Here is a 19,091-nt window from a genome sequence, read left to right as displayed (position 1 = left end):
ACGCACCATGAGCGCCAACGATCCCGCCCCCCTGCCCTCGACCTTCGTCACCTTCGCCGACGGCCCCGCCGCGCCTTCCGCGCTGCGCGCCCGCATCACGGCCGCCTGCCGGCCGCCCGAATCGCAGGCGCTGGCACCGCTGCTCACGCAGGCCCGGCTGCCGGCCGACCAGGCCGACGAAGCCCACGCCCTGGCCCATCGCATCGCCCACCAGCTGCGCCAGCGCAAGCACGGCGGCGGCCGCTCGGGCCTCGTGCAGGGCCTGCTGCAGGAGTACGCGCTGTCGTCGCAGGAAGGCGTGGCGCTGATGTGCCTGGCCGAGGCGCTGCTGCGCATTCCCGACGCCGACACGCGCGACGCGCTCATCCGCGACAAGATCGCCCAAGGCCAGTGGCAGGCGCACGCGGGGCACAGCCCCTCGGTGTTCGTCAACGCCGCCACCTGGGGCCTGCTGCTCACCGGCAGGCTGGTGGCCACGCACAGCGAGACGGGCCTGTCGGCCACGCTCACGCGGCTGATCGGCAAGGGCGGCGAGCCGCTGATCCGCAAGGGCGTGGACATGGCGATGCGCATGATGGGCGAGCAGTTCGTCACCGGCGAAACCATCGCCCAGGCGCTGGCGCATGCGCGCACGCTGGAGGCGCAGGGCTTTCGCTATTCGTACGACATGCTCGGCGAGGCCGCGCTCACGGCCGACGACGCGCGCCGCTACCGCGCCGCGTATGAAGACGCGATCCACGCCATCGGCCGTGCCTCGAACGGGCGCGGCGTGTACGGCGGGCCGGGCATCTCGATCAAGCTGTCGGCGCTGCACCCGCGCTACAGCCGCGCGCAGTACACGCGCGTGATGGCCGAGCTGTACCCGGTGCTGCGCGACCTGGCGCTCCTGGCGCTGCACTACGACATCGGCCTGAACATCGACGCGGAAGAAGCCGACCGGCTCGAGTTGTCGCTCGACCTGCTGGAGCGCCTGTGCTTCGAGCCCGCGCTCGCGGGCTGGCAGGGCATCGGCTTCGTGGTGCAGGGCTACCAGAAGCGCTGCCCCTTCGTGATCGACTGGGTGATCGACCTCGCGCGCCGCAGCGGCCACCGGCTCATGGTGCGCCTCGTGAAAGGCGCCTACTGGGACAGCGAGATCAAGCGCGCGCAGCTCGACGGGCTCGCGGGCTACCCGGTCTACACGCGCAAGGCCTACACCGACGTGTCGTACCTCGCGTGCGCGCGCCGCCTGCTCGACGCGCCCGACGCGGTGTACCCGCAGTTCGCCACGCACAACGCGCACACGCTGGCCGCGATCTACACGATGGCCGACCCGTCGCGCTACACGCCGGGCCAGTACGAGTTCCAGTGCCTGCACGGCATGGGCGAGCCGCTGTACGAGCAGGTGGTGGGCCCGCTCGGGCGGCCCTGCCGCATCTACGCGCCGGTGGGCACGCACGAGACGCTGCTGGCCTACCTGGTGCGGCGGCTGCTGGAGAACGGCGCCAACACCTCGTTCGTGAACCGCATCGCCGATGCGTCGATTCCGCTCGACACGCTGGTGGAAGACCCGGTCGCGACGGTCGATCGCATGGCCGCGCAGGAAGGCGCGATGGGCCTGCCGCACGCGGCCATTCCGCTGCCGGCCGCGCTCTACGGCACGCAACGCGCCAACTCGCAGGGCCTGGACCTCGCGAGTGAAGCCACATTGCATGCGCTCGCCGCCACGCTGCAGGCCAGCGCGACCGAACCCTGGCGCGCGACGCCGATGCTCGCCGCGCCACGCGCCGAAGACGAAGCCGCCCGCACCTGGGCCGAGGTGCGCAACCCCGCCGACCGCCGCGACCTCGTCGGCCAGGTGCAGGACGCGGTGCCGGGCGACGTGGCCTCGGCCATTGCGCAGGCCGAAGCCGTCGCCGCGGCGTGGGCCGCCACGTCGCCCGCCGAACGCGCCGCCATGCTCGAGCGCGCCGCCGCCCTGCTCGAAACGCAGCAGCCGCGCCTGCTCGGCCTCTTGATGCGCGAGGCCGGCAAGAGCGGCGCCAATGCCATCGCCGAGGTGCGCGAAGCGGTCGACTTCCTGCGCTACTACGCGGCGCAGGCGCGCACCGACTTCGCCAACGCCACGCACCGCCCGCTCGGGCCGGTGGTGTGCATCAGCCCGTGGAACTTTCCGCTGGCGATCTTCACCGGCCAGGTGGCCGCCGCGCTCGCGGCCGGCAACCCGGTGCTGGCCAAGCCGGCCGAGCAGACGCCGCTGGTCGCGGCCGAAGCGGTGCGCGTGCTGTGGGAGGCCGGCGTGCCGCGCGCGGCGGTGCAGCTGCTGCCGGGGCGCGGCGAGACCGTCGGCGCCGCGCTGGTCGGCGACGCGCGCGTGCAGGGCGTGATGTTCACGGGCTCGACCGAGGTCGCGCGCCTGCTGCAGAAGACGCTGTCGATGCGCCTGGGTGCGCACGGCGCGCCGGTGCCGCTGATCGCCGAGACCGGCGGGCAGAACGCGATGATCGTGGACTCGTCCGCGCTGGTGGAGCAGGTGGTGGCCGACGTGATGGCCTCGGCCTTCGACAGCGCCGGCCAGCGCTGCTCGGCGCTGCGCGTGCTGTGCGTGCAGGAAGAGGCGGCCGACCGCCTCGTGGCGATGCTGCAGGGCGCGATGGCCGAGAGCTGCATCGGCAACCCCGCGCGGCTCGCAGTGGACGTGGGCCCCGTCATCGACGACGAGGCGCGCGACGGCATCGAGCGCCACATCGCCGGCATGCGCGGGCGCGGCCGACGCGTGTTCCGCCAGGGCCGCGAGTTCGGCCACGACACACGCCACGGCACCTTCGTGCTGCCCACGCTGGTCGAGCTGGAACACCTGGGCGAGCTGCAGCGCGAGGTGTTCGGCCCCGTGCTGCACCTGCTGCGCTACCGCCGCCGCGACCTGGGCGCGCTCATCGGCCAGATCAACGGCAGCGGCTACGGCCTCACGCTGGGCGTGCACACGCGCATCGACGAGACCATCGCGCAGGTGGTGGCGCAGGCGCAGGCCGGCAACGTCTACGTGAACCGCAACATGGTCGGCGCCGTGGTGGGCGTGCAGCCCTTCGGCGGCGAAGGCCTGTCGGGCACCGGGCCGAAGGCCGGCGGGCCGCTGTACATGGCGCGCCTGCTGTCGACGCGGCCCGACGACGTGCTGGCGCGCGCCGTGGCGGACGACGTACCCGTCTCGCCATCCGCCGGCCTCGCGGCGCTCGAAGGCTGGGCGCGCGACACGGGCCGCGACGCGCTGGCCGCGCAGTGCCGCCGCTTCGCCGGCCTGGCCCACGTGGGCCGCGCGCGCACGCTGGTCGGCCCGACCGGCGAGCGCAACGTCTACACGCTGCAGCCGCGCGAGGCCGTGCTGTGCCTCGCCGATGCGGAAGCCGACCGGCTCGTGCAACTGGCGGCCGTGCTGTCGGTCGGCAGCACCGCCATCTGGCCCGCCGATGCGCCCGGCGCGCACGCGCTGCTGGCGGCGCTGCCCGACGAGGCGCGCCACGCGGTCGTGCTCGCCAACGACTGGCGCGCGCCCACTGTGGTCTTCGATGCCGTGCTGCACCACGGCGACGCCGGCCACCTTGCCAGCGTGCTGCAGCAGGTGGCGGCGCGGCCCGGCCCCCTCGTCGGCGTGCGCGGCTTCGCGCCGGGCGACACCGGCATCCCGCTCGAGAGCCTGGTGCTGGAGCGCGCGCTGAGCGTCAACACCGCCGCGGCCGGCGGCAATGCGAGCCTGATGACGATCGGTTGAGCAGGCTTACTTATCGAACGCGGGATCGATCGGCACGCGGTAGCCGTTGACCAGTCGGTTCGTCTCGTTCGCCATGCCCACCACGGCCATCAGCTCGGCGAACATGGCCGGCGTCATGCCGGCCTTTTCCGCGCCCGCGTGGTGGCTCGCGATGCAGTAGCCGCAGTTGTTGGTGACGCTCACCGCCAGATAGATCATTTCCTTCACCACCGGGTCGAGCGCGCCCGGCGCCATCACCTCCTTGAGGCTGGCCCAGGTGCGCTTGAGCGTGGCCGGGTCGTTGGCCAGGTACTTCCAGAAGTTGTTGACGTCGGGCACGTTGCGCGAGGCCTTGATGTCGTCGAACACCGCGCGGACCTCGTCGGAGGCGGCGGCGTGCTCGATGGGCTGGGGTTTCATGCGATCTCCTGAGGGAAGTGTGAATGCGCGATGGAAAGCAACAATTGCTTTCGGGTCGTTCACATTTATTGTGAATTAGGTCCTAGGTTCACGCGCCCTGCGGTTCATACAGTCGAAGCGTCACACATCAAGCGCGCCATCAGGCGCCATCTCAGGGAGCAGAGAGAACCATGGAACACGTCATCCAGCACGTGGGAGGCGGTGCGCGCGTCGCATTCGTCCACAAGAAGAAAACCAGAGGCATCGCGGGCGCCGTGCTCGCACTGGCCGCCGGCCTTGCCGGCCCGTCGGCCTGGGCCGATGTGAGCCTGGGCGGTGCCAGCTACACCACCGGCTCGGGCGCGGTCTGCAGTTCGGGCGGCGCCGGTCCCACGTGGGCCTGCCAGGTGCCCAACGGCAACGGCGGCTTCGCGCTCATCACCGGCGTGCCGACCGACCCCGTGAACGGCGGCCCCGATGCCGCGGCCTTGCAAGGCATGGTGAGCGGCAACCTCGGCGGCGACGCGCTGCTGCTCGGCGGCACCGCTGCCAAGGCCACCGGCTTCGGCAGCGTGGCAGCGGGCTCCGACGCACGCGCCACCGAAACCTACGCCACCGCCATCGGTTCCACCACCGTGGCCGCGGGCGTCAGCAGCACCGCCGTGGGCAATGTGGCCCAGGCCTTCGGCACCAACGCCACGGCCATCGGCGCCAACAGCACGGCCGTGGCCACCAGCAGCGTCGCAGTGGGCGACCGCGCCACCGCGAGCGACATCAATTCGACCGCGCTCGGCGCCAACACACAGGCGCGCAAGAAGAGCAGCCTGGCGGCCGGCGACAAGGCGATTGCCGACGGCATCAACGCCGCCGCGCTGGGCGCGAACACGCAGGCGCTGGCCGACAGCGCCGTGGCCGTGGGCGACCGCGCCACCGCGGGCGCCGAATCGGCCGTGGCCGTGGGCCGCCAGAGCACCGCATCGGCCGCGTCCGCCGTGGCCATCGGCACCGGCGCGACAGCGAGCGCCGTCAACGGCGTGGCGCTGGGCGCCGGCGCCACCGCCGACCGCGCAGGCATGAACGGCCAGCAAGAGCGCTTCTCGAACGTCGCCGTGGGCTCCACGCAGGGCGCGGTCTCGGTCGGCAGCGCGGGTGGCGAGCGGCAGATCACGAACGTGGCGGGCGGCACGCAGGCGACCGACGCGGTCAACGTGCGCCAGCTGCAGGCGGTGCAGGCCGGCGCGGTCAACTACGTGACCAACGTGGACGGCAGCGTGAACCACAACCAGATCGTGCTGGGCAACGGACAGGCGCCCAACGGCACCACCGTGTCCAACGTGGCGCCCGGCGTGGCCGGCACGGATGCGGTCAACGTCAACCAGCTCAACGCCCAAAGCGCGCAGTGGCGCGACGCCATCCGCGTGAACCAGCGCGACGCCAATGCCGGCACCGCCGGTGCGATGGCCATGGCCGGCATGCCGCAGGCCTACATGCCGGGCAAGAACATGATCGCGGCCGGCATCGCCGGCTACGAGGGCCAGAGCGCGCTCGCGGTCGGCTTCTCGAGCATCTCGGACAACGGCAAGTGGGTGATGAAGTTCACCGGCTCGGCCAACTCGCGCGGCAACGTCGGCGTCTCGGCCGGTGCGGGCTTCCAGTGGTGAGCCGCATGAACGCCATCGCTCCGGGCTACAGGAATTCTTCTTTCATGACACGCACACTCCCCCGCGCCGCCCTGTTCGGCGCCACCGCCCTGTTCGCCTTGCTCGCCCTGCCCGGCTGCACCTCTTACGTGAGCCGCGGCATCGACAACGACGGCAAGGCCGCCGAACTCGTCTGGCCCGGCGCTGATCAACAGCAAACGTGGCAGACCGAAGGCAGCTTTCCGAACCGCGAAAACCTGCGCGCCATCGGCCCCGGCGCCACCAAGGACCAGCTGTACGCCCTCATCGGCCGCCCCCACTTCGACGAAGGCATGGCGGCCGTGCGCGAGTGGGACTACGTCTTTCACTTCCGCTCGGGCGGCGGCGCCACGAGCTGCCGCTACAAGGTGATCTTCGACACCGACTACAAGGCACGCAGCTTCCACTGGAACCCGGCGATCTGCGCGGAGCTGGTGAAGGGCTGATCAGCCGCCCTGCGGCGGCTCCGGCCGCCGCCACAGCCACGCCAGCACGACCGCCATCGAGCCGATGGCGACGCCTGCGAGCCACGGCTTGTGTGCCGTCAATACGATGACAACCGCGCAGAACGCCATCGCCGCAGTGGCGCTCCACTTGGCGCGCCGGCTCACCGTGCGGCCGTTCTCCCAGTTGCGCAGCAGCGGACCGAAGAGCCGGTGGTTGAGCAGCCAGCGGTGCAGTCGCGGCGAGCTGCGCGCCGCGGCCCACGCGGCCATCAGCACGAAGACCGTGGTCGGCATGCCCGGCGCGACCACGCCGATGGCGGCCAGCACCAGGCACAGCGCGGCGAAGACCATCAGCAGCCAGCGCACGACCAGCGGCAACGGCCGGGGCTCGACAGCGGGCGGGTTCTGGGGGTCTTCGGCGGGCGTCACGGGCCGATTGTCTTTCTTTCTCTTTCACCGCACCGACGCGCTTGATTCAGATCAACCGCGCGCCGCTTTCGGCTGCCGATACTGGACTTTTACATCCACCTGCAAAGTTCTGAAGACCATGGCCCACCTTGTATGGAAGACCGAGCTCAATACGGGGATCCATGAGATCGACATGCAGCACCAGCGCATCGTGCAGTACATCAATGCGCTGGACGATGCCCGTCGCACCAACGACCGCCAGGCCGTGGGCCGGATCATCGAGGAGACCATCGACTACACCGCCTCGCACTTCGCGTTCGAGGAGGCCATGATCGAGGACGCAGGCTACCCCTTCACCGGCCCGCACCGGAAGGTGCACGAGATCTTCGTGCGCCGCGTCACCGAGTTCCGCGCGCGCTTCGAGAACGGCGAAGAAGTGCTGGCGGAGCTGCACGACATGCTCTCGCGCTGGCTGTTCAACCACATCCGCCATGAAGACGGTGCCTACGTGCCGACCGTGAAAGCGCACCTGCACACCACGGATTCGTCGGCGCAGGTGCTGGTGCATGCGCAGGTGCGCAAGGCGGTGCAGCAAGGCGGCGCCGCGGGGCAGGTCAAGATGGGGTGGATGCGGCGCTTGTTCGGCGGGTGACGCGGCCATGACGCCGCGCCACCGCCGCGTCACTCCTCGACGAAAGCCTCTTCGCGCTTGGCCTTCACCGAAGGCAGCAGCACCACGATGAGCAGCAGCGCCGCGGCGGCCAGCAGCCCCGCCGACAGCGGGCGCATGACGAACACGCTCCAGTCGCCGCGCGACAGCAGCAGCGCGCGGCGCAGGTTCTCTTCCATCATCGGCCCGAGGATGAAGCCCAGCAGCAGCGGCGCGGGCTCGCACTTGAGCTTGAGGAACAGGTAGCCCACGATGCCGAAGATGGCGACCATCCACACGTCGAAGGTGTTGTTGTTCTCCGAGTACACGCCCACCGCGCAGAACAGCACGATCGACGGAAAGAGCCACTTGTAGGGAATGGTCAGCAGCTTGATCCAGATGCCGATCATCGGCAGGTTCAGCACGATGAGCATCAGGTTGCCGATCCACATCGAGGCGATCAAGCCCCAGAACAGCTCGGGGTTGCTGGTCATCACCTGCGGGCCCGGCTGGATGTTGTGGATGGTCATGGCACCCACCATCAGCGCCATCACCGCATTGGGCGGAATGCCCAGCGTCAGCAGCGGAATGAACGAGGTCTGCGCGCCGGCGTTGTTGGCCGACTCCGGCCCCGCCACGCCGCGGATGTTGCCCTTGCCGAAGGGCACCTCGCCCTGCTTGAGCTTGATGCGCTTCTCGATGGTGTAGGCCGCGAAGGCCGACAGCAGCGCGCCGCCGCCCGGCAGGATGCCCAGGGCAGAACCCAGCGCGGTGCCGCGCAGCACGGCGGGCGTCATGCGCCGGAAGTCTTCCTTGGTGGGCCACAGGCCCTTGACCTTGGCGGTGAACACCTCGCGCTCGTGCTCGGGCACGGCCAGGTTGGCGATGATCTCGCCGTAGCCGAACACGCCCATGGCGATCGCGATGAAGCCGATGCCGTCGGTGAGTTCAGGGATGTCGAAGCTGTAGCGCGCCACGCCCGAGTTCACGTCGGTGCCCACGAGCCCCAGCGCCAGTCCGAGCAGGATCATCGTGATGGCCTTGAGCAGCGAACCCGAGGCCAGCACCACGGCGCCGATCAGGCCCAGGATCATCAGCGAGAAGTACTCGGCCGGGCCGAACTTGAAGGCCAGCTCGGTCAGCGGCGGCGCGAAGGCCGCAAGGATCAGCGTGCCGACGCAGCCCGCGAAGAACGAGCCCAGGCCCGCCGCAGCGAGCGCCGGCCCGGCCCTCCCCTTGCGCGCCATCTGGTAGCCGTCGATCACGGTCACCACCGACGACGATTCGCCCGGCAGGTTCACCAGAATCGCGGTGGTCGAGCCACCGTATTGCGCGCCGTAATAAATACCGGCCAGCATGATCAGCGCCGACACAGGCGGCAGCGCGTACGTGGCGGGCAGCAGCATCGCGATGGTGGCGACGGGGCCGATGCCCGGGAGCACCCCGATCAGCGTGCCCAGCAGGCAACCGACGAAGGCATAGACAAGGTTCTGCGCGGTGAAGGCCACGCCGAAGCCGATCGAGAGGTTGGTAATCAGGTCCATTGTTCTCTTGGATTTCTTGTTGTTCTGCGCGGGTCAGCCGGCGATGAAGGTGGGCCACACTTGGAACTGCAGCTTCAGCGCCACCACGAAGGCCAGGTAGCTGCCGAGCGCGAGCACGGTCGCCAGCAGGGTCACGCCCTTCCAGCCGAAGCTGTCGCCCGCCAGGCTCGCGATGAAGGTCAGCGCATAGATCGCGACGATGAGCCCCATCGACGGCAGGCCGATGCTCGGCAGGCCGCCGAGCAGCACACCGAAGATCAGGTTGGCGCCGATGATGAACAGCAGCGGCTTCCATGCGATGCGGCCCACCGGTTCGCCGTCGTCGGTCTCGACCGTGAGGGCCTTGAACGTGATCAGCACGCCCATGAAGGCGATGAGGATGCCCACGATGAGCGGGAAGTAGCCGGGGCCCATGCGGGCGCCGGTGCCCACGTTGTAGGTCGTGGCGCCCCATGCGAAGGCCACGCCGAAGGCGCTGAAAAGCACGCCCGAGCAGAAGTCTCTCTGACTCTTGATTCTCACCGTTGATGTCTCCTGGAACTGCGTTGATCGGCACACGATGTGCGTCAGCGATCCTAGGAATTCAGCGCGGCGGTGTGTATGAACAAAGCATTGCCATTCGGCAATGTTCGAGGCGCGAGGAGACGAAGAAGGCGCCGCTCAGGCGTCCGCTGCCGGCAGGTCGATGCAGGCGCGCAGGCCCGGTCGGGCATCGCCGAACTGCAGGCGCCCGCCATGCAGCGCCACCACCGCTTGCACGCTCGCGAGCCCCAGGCCGTGGCCCGGCGTGCTGTGGTCCAGCCGGTGAAAGCGCACGCCCAGTCGCTCGTACTCGGCGCTCGGAATGCCGGGGCCGTCGTCCTGCACGAACAGCTGCGCACGCCCGTCGACCGTGTGCGTGCCGATGCGCACGGTGGCGCCAGCCCCGCCGTACTTCAGCGCGTTGTCGAGCAGGTTGGCCGCTGCGCCCGCGAGCAGGTCGCGGTCACCGAGCGCGATGGCGCGGTCGGGCGGCTCGCGCAACAACGCGATGCCCCGCACCTCGGCCACCGCCTCGTACAGCTCCGCCACGTCGTCGGCGATGACGTGCAGCGCCACCGGCGCGAACTGCTGGCGCCGCGCGCCGGCCTCGACCTCGGCGATCTGCAGCAGCTTCTCGAACATCACCGCCAGCTCCTCGAGCTCGCGGATGGCGGTGGCCACAGGCTCGCGCTGCGGATGGTGGGCATCGCCGAGCCCCGCCTCCACCGCACGCAGGCGCACCAGCACGCGCGTGAGCGGCGTGCGCAGGTCGTGCGCGATGGTGTTGGACACATGGCGCACGCCGTCCATCAGCGACTGGATGCGGTCGAGCATCGCATTGATGTCGCCCTCCAGCAGCGCGAACTCGTCCTCCTGGCCCGACGGCGCCACGCGCTCCTGCAGCTCGCCCGCCGCGATGCGCGCGGCCGTGCGCCGCACCGCGCCCACGCTGCGCTCCAGCTCCTGGCGGAAGACGAAGGTGCCGCCGATGAGCAGCAGCACCGCCACGATGCCCGCCGCCGCGCTGGCGCTCGCCACCAATGATTCGATCGACTCCTGGTCGCGCAGGTCGTGCCCCACCACGAGCATGCCGCCGTCGGGCAGCGGGCGCATCACGAGGTAGGCGATGACGGTCTGGCCCGCGCGCACCACGCGGCGGTGCACGCCGTCGCCCGCGTCGGGTGCCAGCGAGGGCATCTGGTCGAGGTTGCCCGCGCGCTTGTGGCCTTCGCGATCGGTGAGCAGGTAGATCTCGTTGTCGGAGTTGCGGCCGTCGGAGAGCGCATGGGCGATCTCGCCCGCCACGCCCTCGGCGCCGCGCGCTTCGTAGCGCACCACCAGCTGCTGCACGCTGGCGGCCACCTGCCGCACCATGCGCTGCTGCAGCACGCCGACGGTCTGCATGTAGACGATGGCCAGCGCGGCCAGCATGGTGATCGCGACGAGCAGCCCGTAGTAGAAGGCGAGCCGGAAGCCGACCGAGCGCCACAGCTGGCGCAGGGCCCGGGTCATTGCGGCGCGGCCAGCGTGTAGCCCACGCCGCGCACGGTGTGGATCAGCGTCGGCGCGCCGCCCGCATCGAGCTTGCCGCGCAGGCGGCTCACCTGCACGTCGATCACGTTGGTCTGCGGATCGAACTGGTAGTCCCACACGGCCTCGAGCAGCATGGTGCGCGTGACCACCTGCCCCGGATGCATCATGAGATAGGCCAGCAGCCTGAACTCGCGCGGCTGCAGCGCGATGGGCCGGCCGCCGCGCTCCACATGGCGGCGCGCCAGGTCGAGCGTGAGATCGGCCAGCTGCAGCGTGCGGATCTCGGGCCCGGTGCGCGAGCGGCGCACCAGCGCCTCGGCGCGCGCCGCGAGTTCGGAAAAGGCGAAGGGCTTGGCCAGGTAGTCGTCGCCGCCGGCCTTGAGCCCGCGCACGCGCTCGTCGAGCGCGCTCAAGGCGCTGAGCACCAGCACCGGCGTCTTCTTGCCGAGCGCGCGCATCGTGGTGAGGATCGACAGGCCGTCCACGTCGTTGGGCAGCATGCGGTCGAGGATGACGAGGTCCCACGTCTCGCCCGTGGCGCGCGCGAACGCATCCGCGCCGTCGCGGCTGATCACCGCCACATGGCCGAGCGAACGGAAACCTTCGGCGATGTAGCGCGCGTTGTCGGCGTCGTCCTCGACGATGAGGCAGTTCCAGATGACGGTGGGGCCGAGCACGTCAGTCGGTGCGGCCACGGCAAGAAATACCCATGGATGGCGGTGCGGTTGTGCTCACATTGCGCCCCCTGGGATGCGGGGGCCTGCAACGCAAATGCTAGCCCAGGTGGAAGCGGGAAAGGCCTGCGCTTCATTACCGTTTGTCCATGAACGGCGCGTTGCGATGCAGCCCGGCACACCTTGCAATCTCGCGAAATCTCGCAGGCGATCAACACTTTTTCATTAGAAAAAGAAGCGCCGTTGCGATGCCGGGAAATGTTTCGATACGACAGGTACACATCGCTTCAACAAGCGGCAATTGTGACCAATGTGCACGTGTACGATTGCATTTGTGCACGCAGATCCTGCGGCACGGGGAGGACATCACAAAGCCGCACGCCATTGCCTGGCAGGGCGGGAGCCTGATCGGGCCGAGGTTGTCCATGAACGTGATCAACGCCGGACAACACCATGGGCAGCGTCGCCAATGTCTTCTCGTCTCCGTACAGCCAGGGGCAACGTCTACTCAGGCTGAGCTTCCCCCACGACGATGTGCCGGGCGCCACCGATGCCTACGGCCGCAGCAGCACCCCCACGATCGTCATCGAGCGCCTGGAAGCCGAAGAGGGCCTGTCCCGCGACTTCAAATTCACGCTGACCCTTCTGGCCGACAGTGCGGGCATCGCCCTCAAGGACATGCTGGGCAAGCTGCTGGCCGTGTCGCTGGTGCGCCCCGATGGCTCGCTGCGCTGGTTCACCGGCCATGTCTTCGAGTTCGAACTGGCCGGCTCGGACGCCGGCGTTGCCACCTACCGGGCCGTGCTGCGCCCCTGGCTGTGGTTCACCACGCTGCGCATCAACAACCGCGTGTTTCGTGACCAGAGCCTGCGGCAGATCACGGCCACGGTGCTCGAAGACCACAGCCCCCTGCCCCGCTGGGAATGGTGCGTGCGCGGCGACGATCCGCTCGTCACCATGGCCGTGCAAGGCGCCGGCTGGGGCGAAAGCGACCACAGTTACCTTCATCGCCGCTGGGAGCAGGCCGGCTACAGCTACCACTGGGAGCACGCCCGGGACGGCCACACGCTGGTCCTCACCGACGACACCACCACGCAGTGCAAGCCTGTCGACGCAAGCTCACCCCGCGTGCGCTTCCAGGCGAAGGGCGGGCCGGCCGAGGAAGAAGGCATCCAGGCCTTCTCCCCCGTGCGCGAGATCGCCTCCGGCACCTTTTCGGCCAGCGCCTTCAACTTCAAGAGTCCCACGCCTCGCCACGCCCAGGTGCCCACGCTCAACCGCCAGGGAGAGGTCCCCAGCCTGGACGTGCACGCCTACGCCGGGGCCTACGGCTTCCGCAAGGAGAACACGGGTGGCGATGCCTTCGTGCGCCTGCGCATGGAAGAGATCGAGGCCGGTGCCAAGCGCCAGGAGGCCGAAGGCAACCACCACGGCATCCAGTCCGGGCGCTGGTTCGAGCTCACCGACCACTTCAGCTGCGAGGGCAGCCCGGCCGAAGACAACCAGTACCTGGTCGTCGAAGCCCGGCATGTGGCCGCCAACAACTACCTCCAGACGGACAGCAAGTCCGAGTACCGCAACAGCTTCGTGGCCAGCCGGCGCGCGGTCCCCTGGCGGCCCGGCCTGGGCTTGAACAGCCAGCCGCTGCGCGTGCTGGCCCCGCAAACCGCCACCGTGATGGGCGACGGCGGCATGGGCGCGCTGGACATCGACGAGTACGGCCGCATCCTGATCCAGTACCACTGGGACCGCGAAGCCAGGTACAGCGCCCGGGTTCGGGTGTCCAGCGGTTGGGCCGGGGGCGAGACCGGCATGGTCTCCTGGCCCCGGGTGGGCTCGGAGGTCATCGTGCAGTGCCTGGACGGCAATGCGGACCACCCCCTGGTCACCGGCGTGGTCTACAACCAGGCCCACATGCCGCCGTGGACGGTGCCCAGCCAGAAGAGCCTGACGGGCATCCGCAGCCGCGAGCTGCAGGGCGACGGGGGCAATCAGCCGGGAGGCAGAAGCAATCACCTGATCCTGGACGACACCGACAAGCAGATCCAGGTCAAGCTGCGCAGCGACGAGCAGGCCAGCGAACTGAGCCTGGGGCATATCGTGCGCATCGACAGCACCCTGGGGCGCAAGCACCAGGGGGGACAAGGGGCGGAACTGAGAACGGACGGACATGGCGCCATCCGGGCCGCCAGCGGTCTGCTCCTCACGACAGAGGCCCGGCCCAACGCGGACGCCCACCTGACGGACATGGGCGAGACCGTGGCCCGGCTCACGGCCGCCAGGGACCTGCACGAGGGCCTGAGCGAGGCGGCGATGCAGGCCAAGGCGCACGAGGGCGGGGACTCGGACGCTGTCACCAAGGAACTGAAGAAGCAGAACGACGAGGTCAAGGGCACCGGCCCGGGCAACAAGGCGCAAGGCCAGTTCCCGGAGTTCCAGGCTCCGCATCTGACGATCGCCAGCCCGGCGGGCATCGAGGCCACCACGGCGGGCTCCACGCACATCGCGGCCACCGAACACATCGCCACCACGAGCGCAGGCCACACGAGCGTCGCGGCAGGCAAGAGCCTGCTGGTGAGCGCCAAGGAGGCGGTACGCATCGCGGCCGTCGAACAGGGGATGCGGCTGATCGCCGCCAACGCGGACATCGACCTTCAGGCGTTGAAGGACAGCATCAACGTGCTGGCCAGGCTGAACATCAAGATGGAGGCCCAGCGCATCACGATCACCGCCAAGGAAGAGATCGTGATCAATGGCGGGACCAGCTATACGCGTTGGAACGCCTCGGGCATCGTGAGCGGGACCAGCGGCGTGTGGCGTGAACATGCGGCGAGCCACTCGCTTGTCGGCCCCCACAGCGTGAATGCCGAGGGCCATCTTCCCGAGTCCAGGTACAAGGGGTGCGCCGTTGCAGCGCAAGGTGCGTCGGCCTCGCAGGCGGCCACCGTGATCCTGGGTTGAGGTGCCGATGACATCCAAGACGGCGACCTCGCCTGCCCACGCCGATGCCCTGGACCGGGCGTCGGTTCTGTCGACCCTGGGCGCGCGGGGATGCATGGTCCTGCTGGACCCCGCGCTGCGTCCCCCCGCCGAAGACCCGTCCTGGCCGGCAGACGATGCGCAGGAGCCTGTCTCCATTGCCATGGCGCATCCGCGGATCGATCCCAGTGTCGTGCCGCACCTGCTGACGCTGCGCCCGAACGACGAATCGCATGCCCGGATGCTGGCGTACACGCTGGACGAGGCGCAGGCCGACTGCGACCGCGAGTCGCTGAGCCACGGCCGCGGAAGACGAATCGGCGCCTGGCTGGTCACCACGGCCCCTGCATCGGAAGTGGGTGCCCATCTGGGGCGGGTCATGCTCCAGCGACACGCCCTCACCCACGCGCAGGTCTGGCTTCGGCTGCACGACCCTGCCGTGTTGTGGCTGATCTGGCCCGAACTGTCCGCGCAGCAGCAGACGGCGTTGCTGGGGCCGATCGAGGCGGCGTACCTGCTGGACCCGCTCGGCCAGATCGAGATCATTCGCCGCCCTGCCGCGGCAGCCTCGGCCCACGGGCTCGAACTGACGCCGCAGCAATGGACCACGGTCGACGCGACCGGCGCGGCCAATCAGGCGTTGAGGGACTGGTCGTCCATGCCTGCCGACACCCCGATCCGCCTGCATGCGCAGGTGGCCGTGGCGGCGGTGAAGCGCGCCGCACTGCGGGGTTTCGACGACACGAACGACCAGGCGCTCTTTGCACGGCTCGCCTTGACGGTTCACCCCCGCTTCGACCGCCACCCGTGGGTGACGCAGCGGCTCGACGAGCGAGCGCCGGAAGATTATTTCAGCGGCCTGGTGGCGGATCTCGACGAAGCGCAGTGGCAGCAGATCGCGACCGATCTCCGCGTGAACGCGGTACCGGTCGGCGACGAGCCTGAACACCTGGCCGCGACGCCATGGCCGGCCCCCACTTCAACCCATTGATCACCCATGTCAGAAGTTGTCCCCGGCACCTGTGCCCAATGCAAGCCCTTCGGACTGCCCATCCTGCCGGTGCGCTACACCGTCGTGCCCAAAGGCCTCCAGCCGGGTCTGCCCGGCTGGGCGAGCGGTGACCGCGTCACGAGCGTCGCCCTGGGCGATGACTTCGAGTACGCCCTGCGCACGGTGCGCAGCGGCTACATCTATCTCTTCTACGACCACCATGCGCGCGGGCGGAATTACTGGGAGTGCTACATGGTGCACGCCGACGGCGGCCTGTCGCTGCAGCCCAGCCCCAAGGCGGCGCACACGCCGCCGCTCGAGCGCAAGGAGTGCAACCTCCAAAGCAACCCTGCCCACAAGCACTATTTCGTCATCGAACAGACCCACAAGTGCGGGACGGCATGGATCGCTTTCAGCGAGCACAAGTGGAGCGACGAGACGCTCGAGGACTACACCGCCAGCAAGAAGCTGCGCGACAAGCGCATGCAGACGCTGCATCCCGCGGCCATGGTTGAAGGGGCCAAGCACAGCCACGGCGCCATCGCCACCCGGGCCGCACTGGAGGACGTGCTGGAGTACTCCGGCCGTTTCAACACCACCAGACTGCCCCACGGCACAACCCTCGAAGACTTCACCAAGGAGGACGGTACGTTCGAGACGGCTTCGCTCGAGCAGATGAGCACGCGCTACCCCTGGGTGCTGCGCATGCAGATGGCGGAGTCCACGGTCCAGCATATGCAGGGGCGCGCCAAGCTCGAGGGTGGCAAGCCCGGGCAGCCCCATGTCCTGGCGCTGTGGGATGCCATGGGCATCGCGCACGAGCTCAGCGGCTACCGCAACGACGCAGCGGGCTGGATCAAGCGGTATGAAGCCGAACGGGCCCAGCAGATCTCGCTCACGTTCCTCTACGCGGGACTGCAGAAGTCCCTGGAAACCCGGGCGCAGACGCAGGCCGAGGAACAGGTGCGCCGCGGGGTCGAGGGCGACAACGAAATCAAGGAGCAGATCCGGGAACTGGAGAAGCGGCAGGAGCGCCTGCCTCCCACCTGGAGCGACGATGGCTCCATCTACGACAGCGAGCGCCAGAGCATCCAGAATCAGCTGGACTTCCTGCGCTCGCTGGACAAGCGGCTCACGGCCGCGGCGCCCGCCGTGGGCCAGGCCCTGGGCAGGCATGCCGCCGCACAAGCCTGGCCGAAGTACGCTGAACGCATCGACTATCCGGCGCTGCGCACCTTCACGAAGAACCTCGAGAAATTCCAGACCGCCTCGGTCGCACTGTGCGAAAGACGGGCCCCTCCACTCGTGCAATGGCTGGAGGCGCCGCTTCTGATCGACATGCTGAACGACTTCAACTGCCAGAACATCGAGGACGGACTCCTGTTCGATGCCGCCGTCAGCGAGGCGATCTTCGGCATGGGCGCATGCAAGACGGGTTCCGACAAGATCAACCAGTGGATCAACGAAGGCAAGGCAACCTCGGAGGACAACCTGTTGTGGCGTGTCCTGACGTTGAACCAGGACGACGCTCGAGAAGAACTCGACAAGGTCCTTGTCGAGGTCAGGAAGCACAAAGATGAGCAAACCCTGGCTTCGAACCTGAAGTGGACCAACTACACCGCCAAGAGCCTCAAGGCCTTTGCAGACACGTACAAGAAGGCGCAGGGCATCTTCGATGCCAACACGAAGGCCAGTGCCGAGGGCGGGAACCACGCGTTCGGCGCACGGCTCCAGCCGACCCGGTTGATGGGACAAACGGACAAGTTCGCCATCAGCGTCGGCGACGCCGTCTTCAAGGCCTTTCGGATCGACAAGCTTGCGGATTTCGCCTCCGAAAAGCTCATCCAGTGGATGTTCAGCATCCGGGCCTTCGTCAATCCAGCCGACTCGACCAACCTGATCATCAGCCAGGCGAACAATGAGGAGCTCCTGCGCGGACAATTGCTCCAGCGTGTGAGAACCGCGCGCGCCTTCATGGCCGCCAATACGCCCGCGATGCGCAGCGCCGAGGCCGAGAGCCTGAGGGCCGAATGGGGGCGGTTCAGGACCAGTAGCAACGCCAACAGCGTGAGTGCGATCAAGGACGCACGGCTCGCGGTGGTGGTCGCGTTGATCGAGGGGGTCAACTTCGCCAAGCTGCTGACGGAGTGCATCACCAAGGGCGACGCCAAGAGCTATTGCACCCTGCTGGCGTCGGGCATGGCGATCACCAGTGCCATGTACGACATCGCTGCGACGGTGGCCAAGAATCTGCCGAGCATCGGAAACAACAGCTGGAGCTACCAGCATCTGAAGCTGTGGGGAGGCGTGCTCAGCGGCGCCGCCGGCATCGTCACCGGTGCCTTCGATCTCGTCCAGGGCGTGAAGGAGACGGATCGCGGATACCGGATGCTCGCGTTCCTGTATCTGACCAAGGGTACCTTGGGCGTCGCGTCGGGGGTCCTCACGCTCGCCGTGGCCTTCACGTACTCGGCGCCGCTGGTGAGTCGCCTGGCAGGCCAGGCTGCCGTGGGCACGGCCGTGCGTGCAGTGGGTGCGCGCGCTGCGGCGTTCGTGGGCCTGCGCATCGTCGGCATGGCGCTGGGCGGCTGGATCACTGTGGGGCTGTTCGCCATTCAGTTGGTAATCTGGTGGGTCACGCCCGATGCGCTGCAGGTGTGGATCGACCATTCGGCGTTTGGAAAAGAGCGCCGGAACGAAGGCTACAAGAGCGCTGACGAGCAGGACAAGAAATTGCAAGAGGCCCTGGTGGAGATGGGATTCCAATGAGCGAAAGTACGGCGACACCGGTAGCCTCCGGCCTGGTGACACTGAACGGTGTCATTCGCAACTACCGCAGCACGCGGGCGGGCGCGAGCTTTGTCTTCGACGACAGCGACAAGTCCAAGCTGGGCGTGGTGGCCGTCGCCGCCGCGGCGGTCGGGCTCAGCGGCCAGGCGGTCTCCACGGCGGCGAGCGCAACGAGCCTGGAAGAGGACGCGGACCGTGTCGAGTTCGAGCTCGACGGCCAGCAAGTCACAGGGTGGCTGTGGCGCAGCCCCTTCAAGGAAGGCGACGAGGTGCGGGTGGCGGCGCAGTGGACAGGTCAGCACTACGAAGCCATGGGGATGGCACGTCCATCGGACCGCACCATTGCGCTGTATCCGCATTGCTCCAGGAGCCGGCGCACGCACGTCCGCAATGCGGTCAAGTGGTGGTTCATCGGCGTGACGCTGTGGCTTGCCGTCCTTGCGGCGGTGTGCCTTGCGCTCCTCGGACTGACAAGGGGCCTGGACATGATCGCTTTCGGGTTTCCCTACGGCGCACCGATTTCCTACGCCTTCTTCGGCTTGATGACCTTCAGCCTCACGCGCAAGTGGATGCCGTTCGCGCGTCTGACCGAGAAGGTCGGCCAGGCCCTGGGACTGCCGAACCCGGCGAACATCGACTTCGTGCGGTCGGCCAAGGCGCAGCGAAAGCCGGAGGATCCGGGTGAATACGGGACCTTCTATTTCCGGTACTGACCGGCAGGCCAGCCAGCCGGCAACGACGATGGTCGCT

Annotated in this window: 14 protein-coding genes; 8 read left to right on the top strand and 6 right to left on the bottom strand. The window is 68.6% G+C overall.

Features of this window, described 5'->3' with window-relative positions:
• Positions 1-7 precede the first annotated feature (7 nt).
• Positions 8-3,748, top strand: coding sequence for a trifunctional transcriptional regulator/proline dehydrogenase/L-glutamate gamma-semialdehyde dehydrogenase (putA, locus tag AC07OH_RS18250; RefSeq protein WP_495301639.1), 3,741 nt, complete (start codon positions 8-10; stop codon positions 3,746-3,748).
• A gap of 6 nt (positions 3,749-3,754) precedes the next feature.
• Here putA and AC07OH_RS18245 read toward each other — a convergent pair whose 3' ends face one another.
• Complete coding sequence (locus AC07OH_RS18245) at positions 3,755-4,147, bottom strand: carboxymuconolactone decarboxylase family protein (RefSeq protein ID WP_062481171.1); 393 nt, start codon at positions 4,145-4,147, stop codon at positions 3,755-3,757.
• Between the two features lie 170 nt (positions 4,148-4,317).
• On the opposite strand from AC07OH_RS18245, the gene AC07OH_RS18240 reads away from it, so the two are divergent.
• Both AC07OH_RS18240 and AC07OH_RS18235 read left to right on the top strand, forming a co-directional pair.
• A complete protein-coding gene (locus AC07OH_RS18240; protein ID WP_495301638.1) occupies positions 4,318-5,787 on the top strand; it encodes a YadA family autotransporter adhesin in 1,470 nt (489 codons plus the stop codon).
• 44 nt (positions 5,788-5,831) lie between these two features.
• Entirely contained in the window at positions 5,832-6,251 is a 420-nt protein-coding gene (locus AC07OH_RS18235) for an outer membrane protein assembly factor BamE (RefSeq protein WP_495301637.1), read from the top strand.
• On the opposite strand, the gene AC07OH_RS18230 is transcribed toward AC07OH_RS18235, so the two are convergent.
• Positions 6,252-6,680 carry a YbaN family protein gene (locus tag AC07OH_RS18230; protein ID WP_495301636.1) on the bottom strand — a complete coding sequence of 143 codons (429 nt, stop codon included), beginning with the start codon at positions 6,678-6,680 and terminating at the stop codon, positions 6,252-6,254.
• A gap of 118 nt (positions 6,681-6,798) precedes the next feature.
• Here AC07OH_RS18230 and AC07OH_RS18225 point away from each other — a divergent pair, with 118 nt between their 5' ends.
• Positions 6,799-7,311 carry a bacteriohemerythrin gene (locus AC07OH_RS18225; protein WP_495301635.1) on the top strand — a complete coding sequence of 171 codons (513 nt, stop codon included), beginning with the start codon at positions 6,799-6,801 and terminating at the stop codon, positions 7,309-7,311.
• 29 nt (positions 7,312-7,340) lie between these two features.
• Here AC07OH_RS18225 and AC07OH_RS18220 read toward each other — a convergent pair whose 3' ends face one another.
• From AC07OH_RS18220 to AC07OH_RS18205, 4 genes are all read right to left on the bottom strand, one after another.
• Positions 7,341-8,852, bottom strand: a complete 1,512-nt coding sequence (locus AC07OH_RS18220) for a tripartite tricarboxylate transporter permease (RefSeq protein WP_070060062.1) — start codon at positions 8,850-8,852, stop codon at positions 7,341-7,343.
• Positions 8,853-8,885: 33 nt separating this feature from the next.
• Positions 8,886-9,374, bottom strand: a complete 489-nt coding sequence (locus tag AC07OH_RS18215; protein ID WP_139705330.1) for a tripartite tricarboxylate transporter TctB family protein — start codon at positions 9,372-9,374, stop codon at positions 8,886-8,888.
• A 138-nt stretch (positions 9,375-9,512) separates the two neighbouring features.
• A complete protein-coding gene (locus AC07OH_RS18210) occupies positions 9,513-10,886 on the bottom strand; it encodes a sensor histidine kinase (protein ID WP_495301634.1) in 1,374 nt (457 codons plus the stop codon).
• Positions 10,883-11,566: a response regulator transcription factor gene (locus AC07OH_RS18205; protein ID WP_062481198.1), complete on the bottom strand. Its 684-nt coding sequence runs from the start codon at positions 11,564-11,566 to the stop codon at positions 10,883-10,885. Before AC07OH_RS18205 ends, AC07OH_RS18210 begins: the two co-directional genes overlap by 4 nt.
• A 468-nt stretch (positions 11,567-12,034) precedes the next feature.
• Between AC07OH_RS18205 and AC07OH_RS18200 the strand changes: the two genes are divergently transcribed.
• The 4 genes from AC07OH_RS18200 to AC07OH_RS18185 are packed head-to-tail and all read left to right on the top strand — an operon-like array spanning position 12,035 to position 19,054.
• Positions 12,035-14,542 carry a type VI secretion system Vgr family protein gene (locus tag AC07OH_RS18200; RefSeq protein WP_495301633.1) on the top strand — a complete coding sequence of 836 codons (2,508 nt, stop codon included), beginning with the start codon at positions 12,035-12,037 and terminating at the stop codon, positions 14,540-14,542.
• A 7-nt stretch (positions 14,543-14,549) separates the two neighbouring features.
• A complete protein-coding gene (locus AC07OH_RS18195; RefSeq protein ID WP_495301632.1) occupies positions 14,550-15,551 on the top strand; it encodes a DUF4123 domain-containing protein in 1,002 nt (333 codons plus the stop codon).
• Between the two features lie 6 nt (positions 15,552-15,557).
• Positions 15,558-18,320 (top strand): T6SS effector BTH_I2691 family protein, encoded by a 2,763-nt coding sequence (locus AC07OH_RS18190; protein WP_495301631.1) that lies wholly within the window; start codon positions 15,558-15,560, stop codon positions 18,318-18,320.
• A complete protein-coding gene (locus AC07OH_RS18185; RefSeq protein WP_495301630.1) occupies positions 18,317-19,054 on the top strand; it encodes a putative type VI secretion system effector in 738 nt (245 codons plus the stop codon). Before AC07OH_RS18190 ends, AC07OH_RS18185 begins: the two co-directional genes overlap by 4 nt.
• The last annotated feature ends 37 nt before the right edge of the window (positions 19,055-19,091 follow it).

The organism is Variovorax sp. GW821-FHT10C12, from assembly GCF_059415405.1.
The sequence above is the reverse complement of the archived record's forward strand: the minus strand, read 5'-3'. Positions and strand labels throughout refer to the sequence as shown.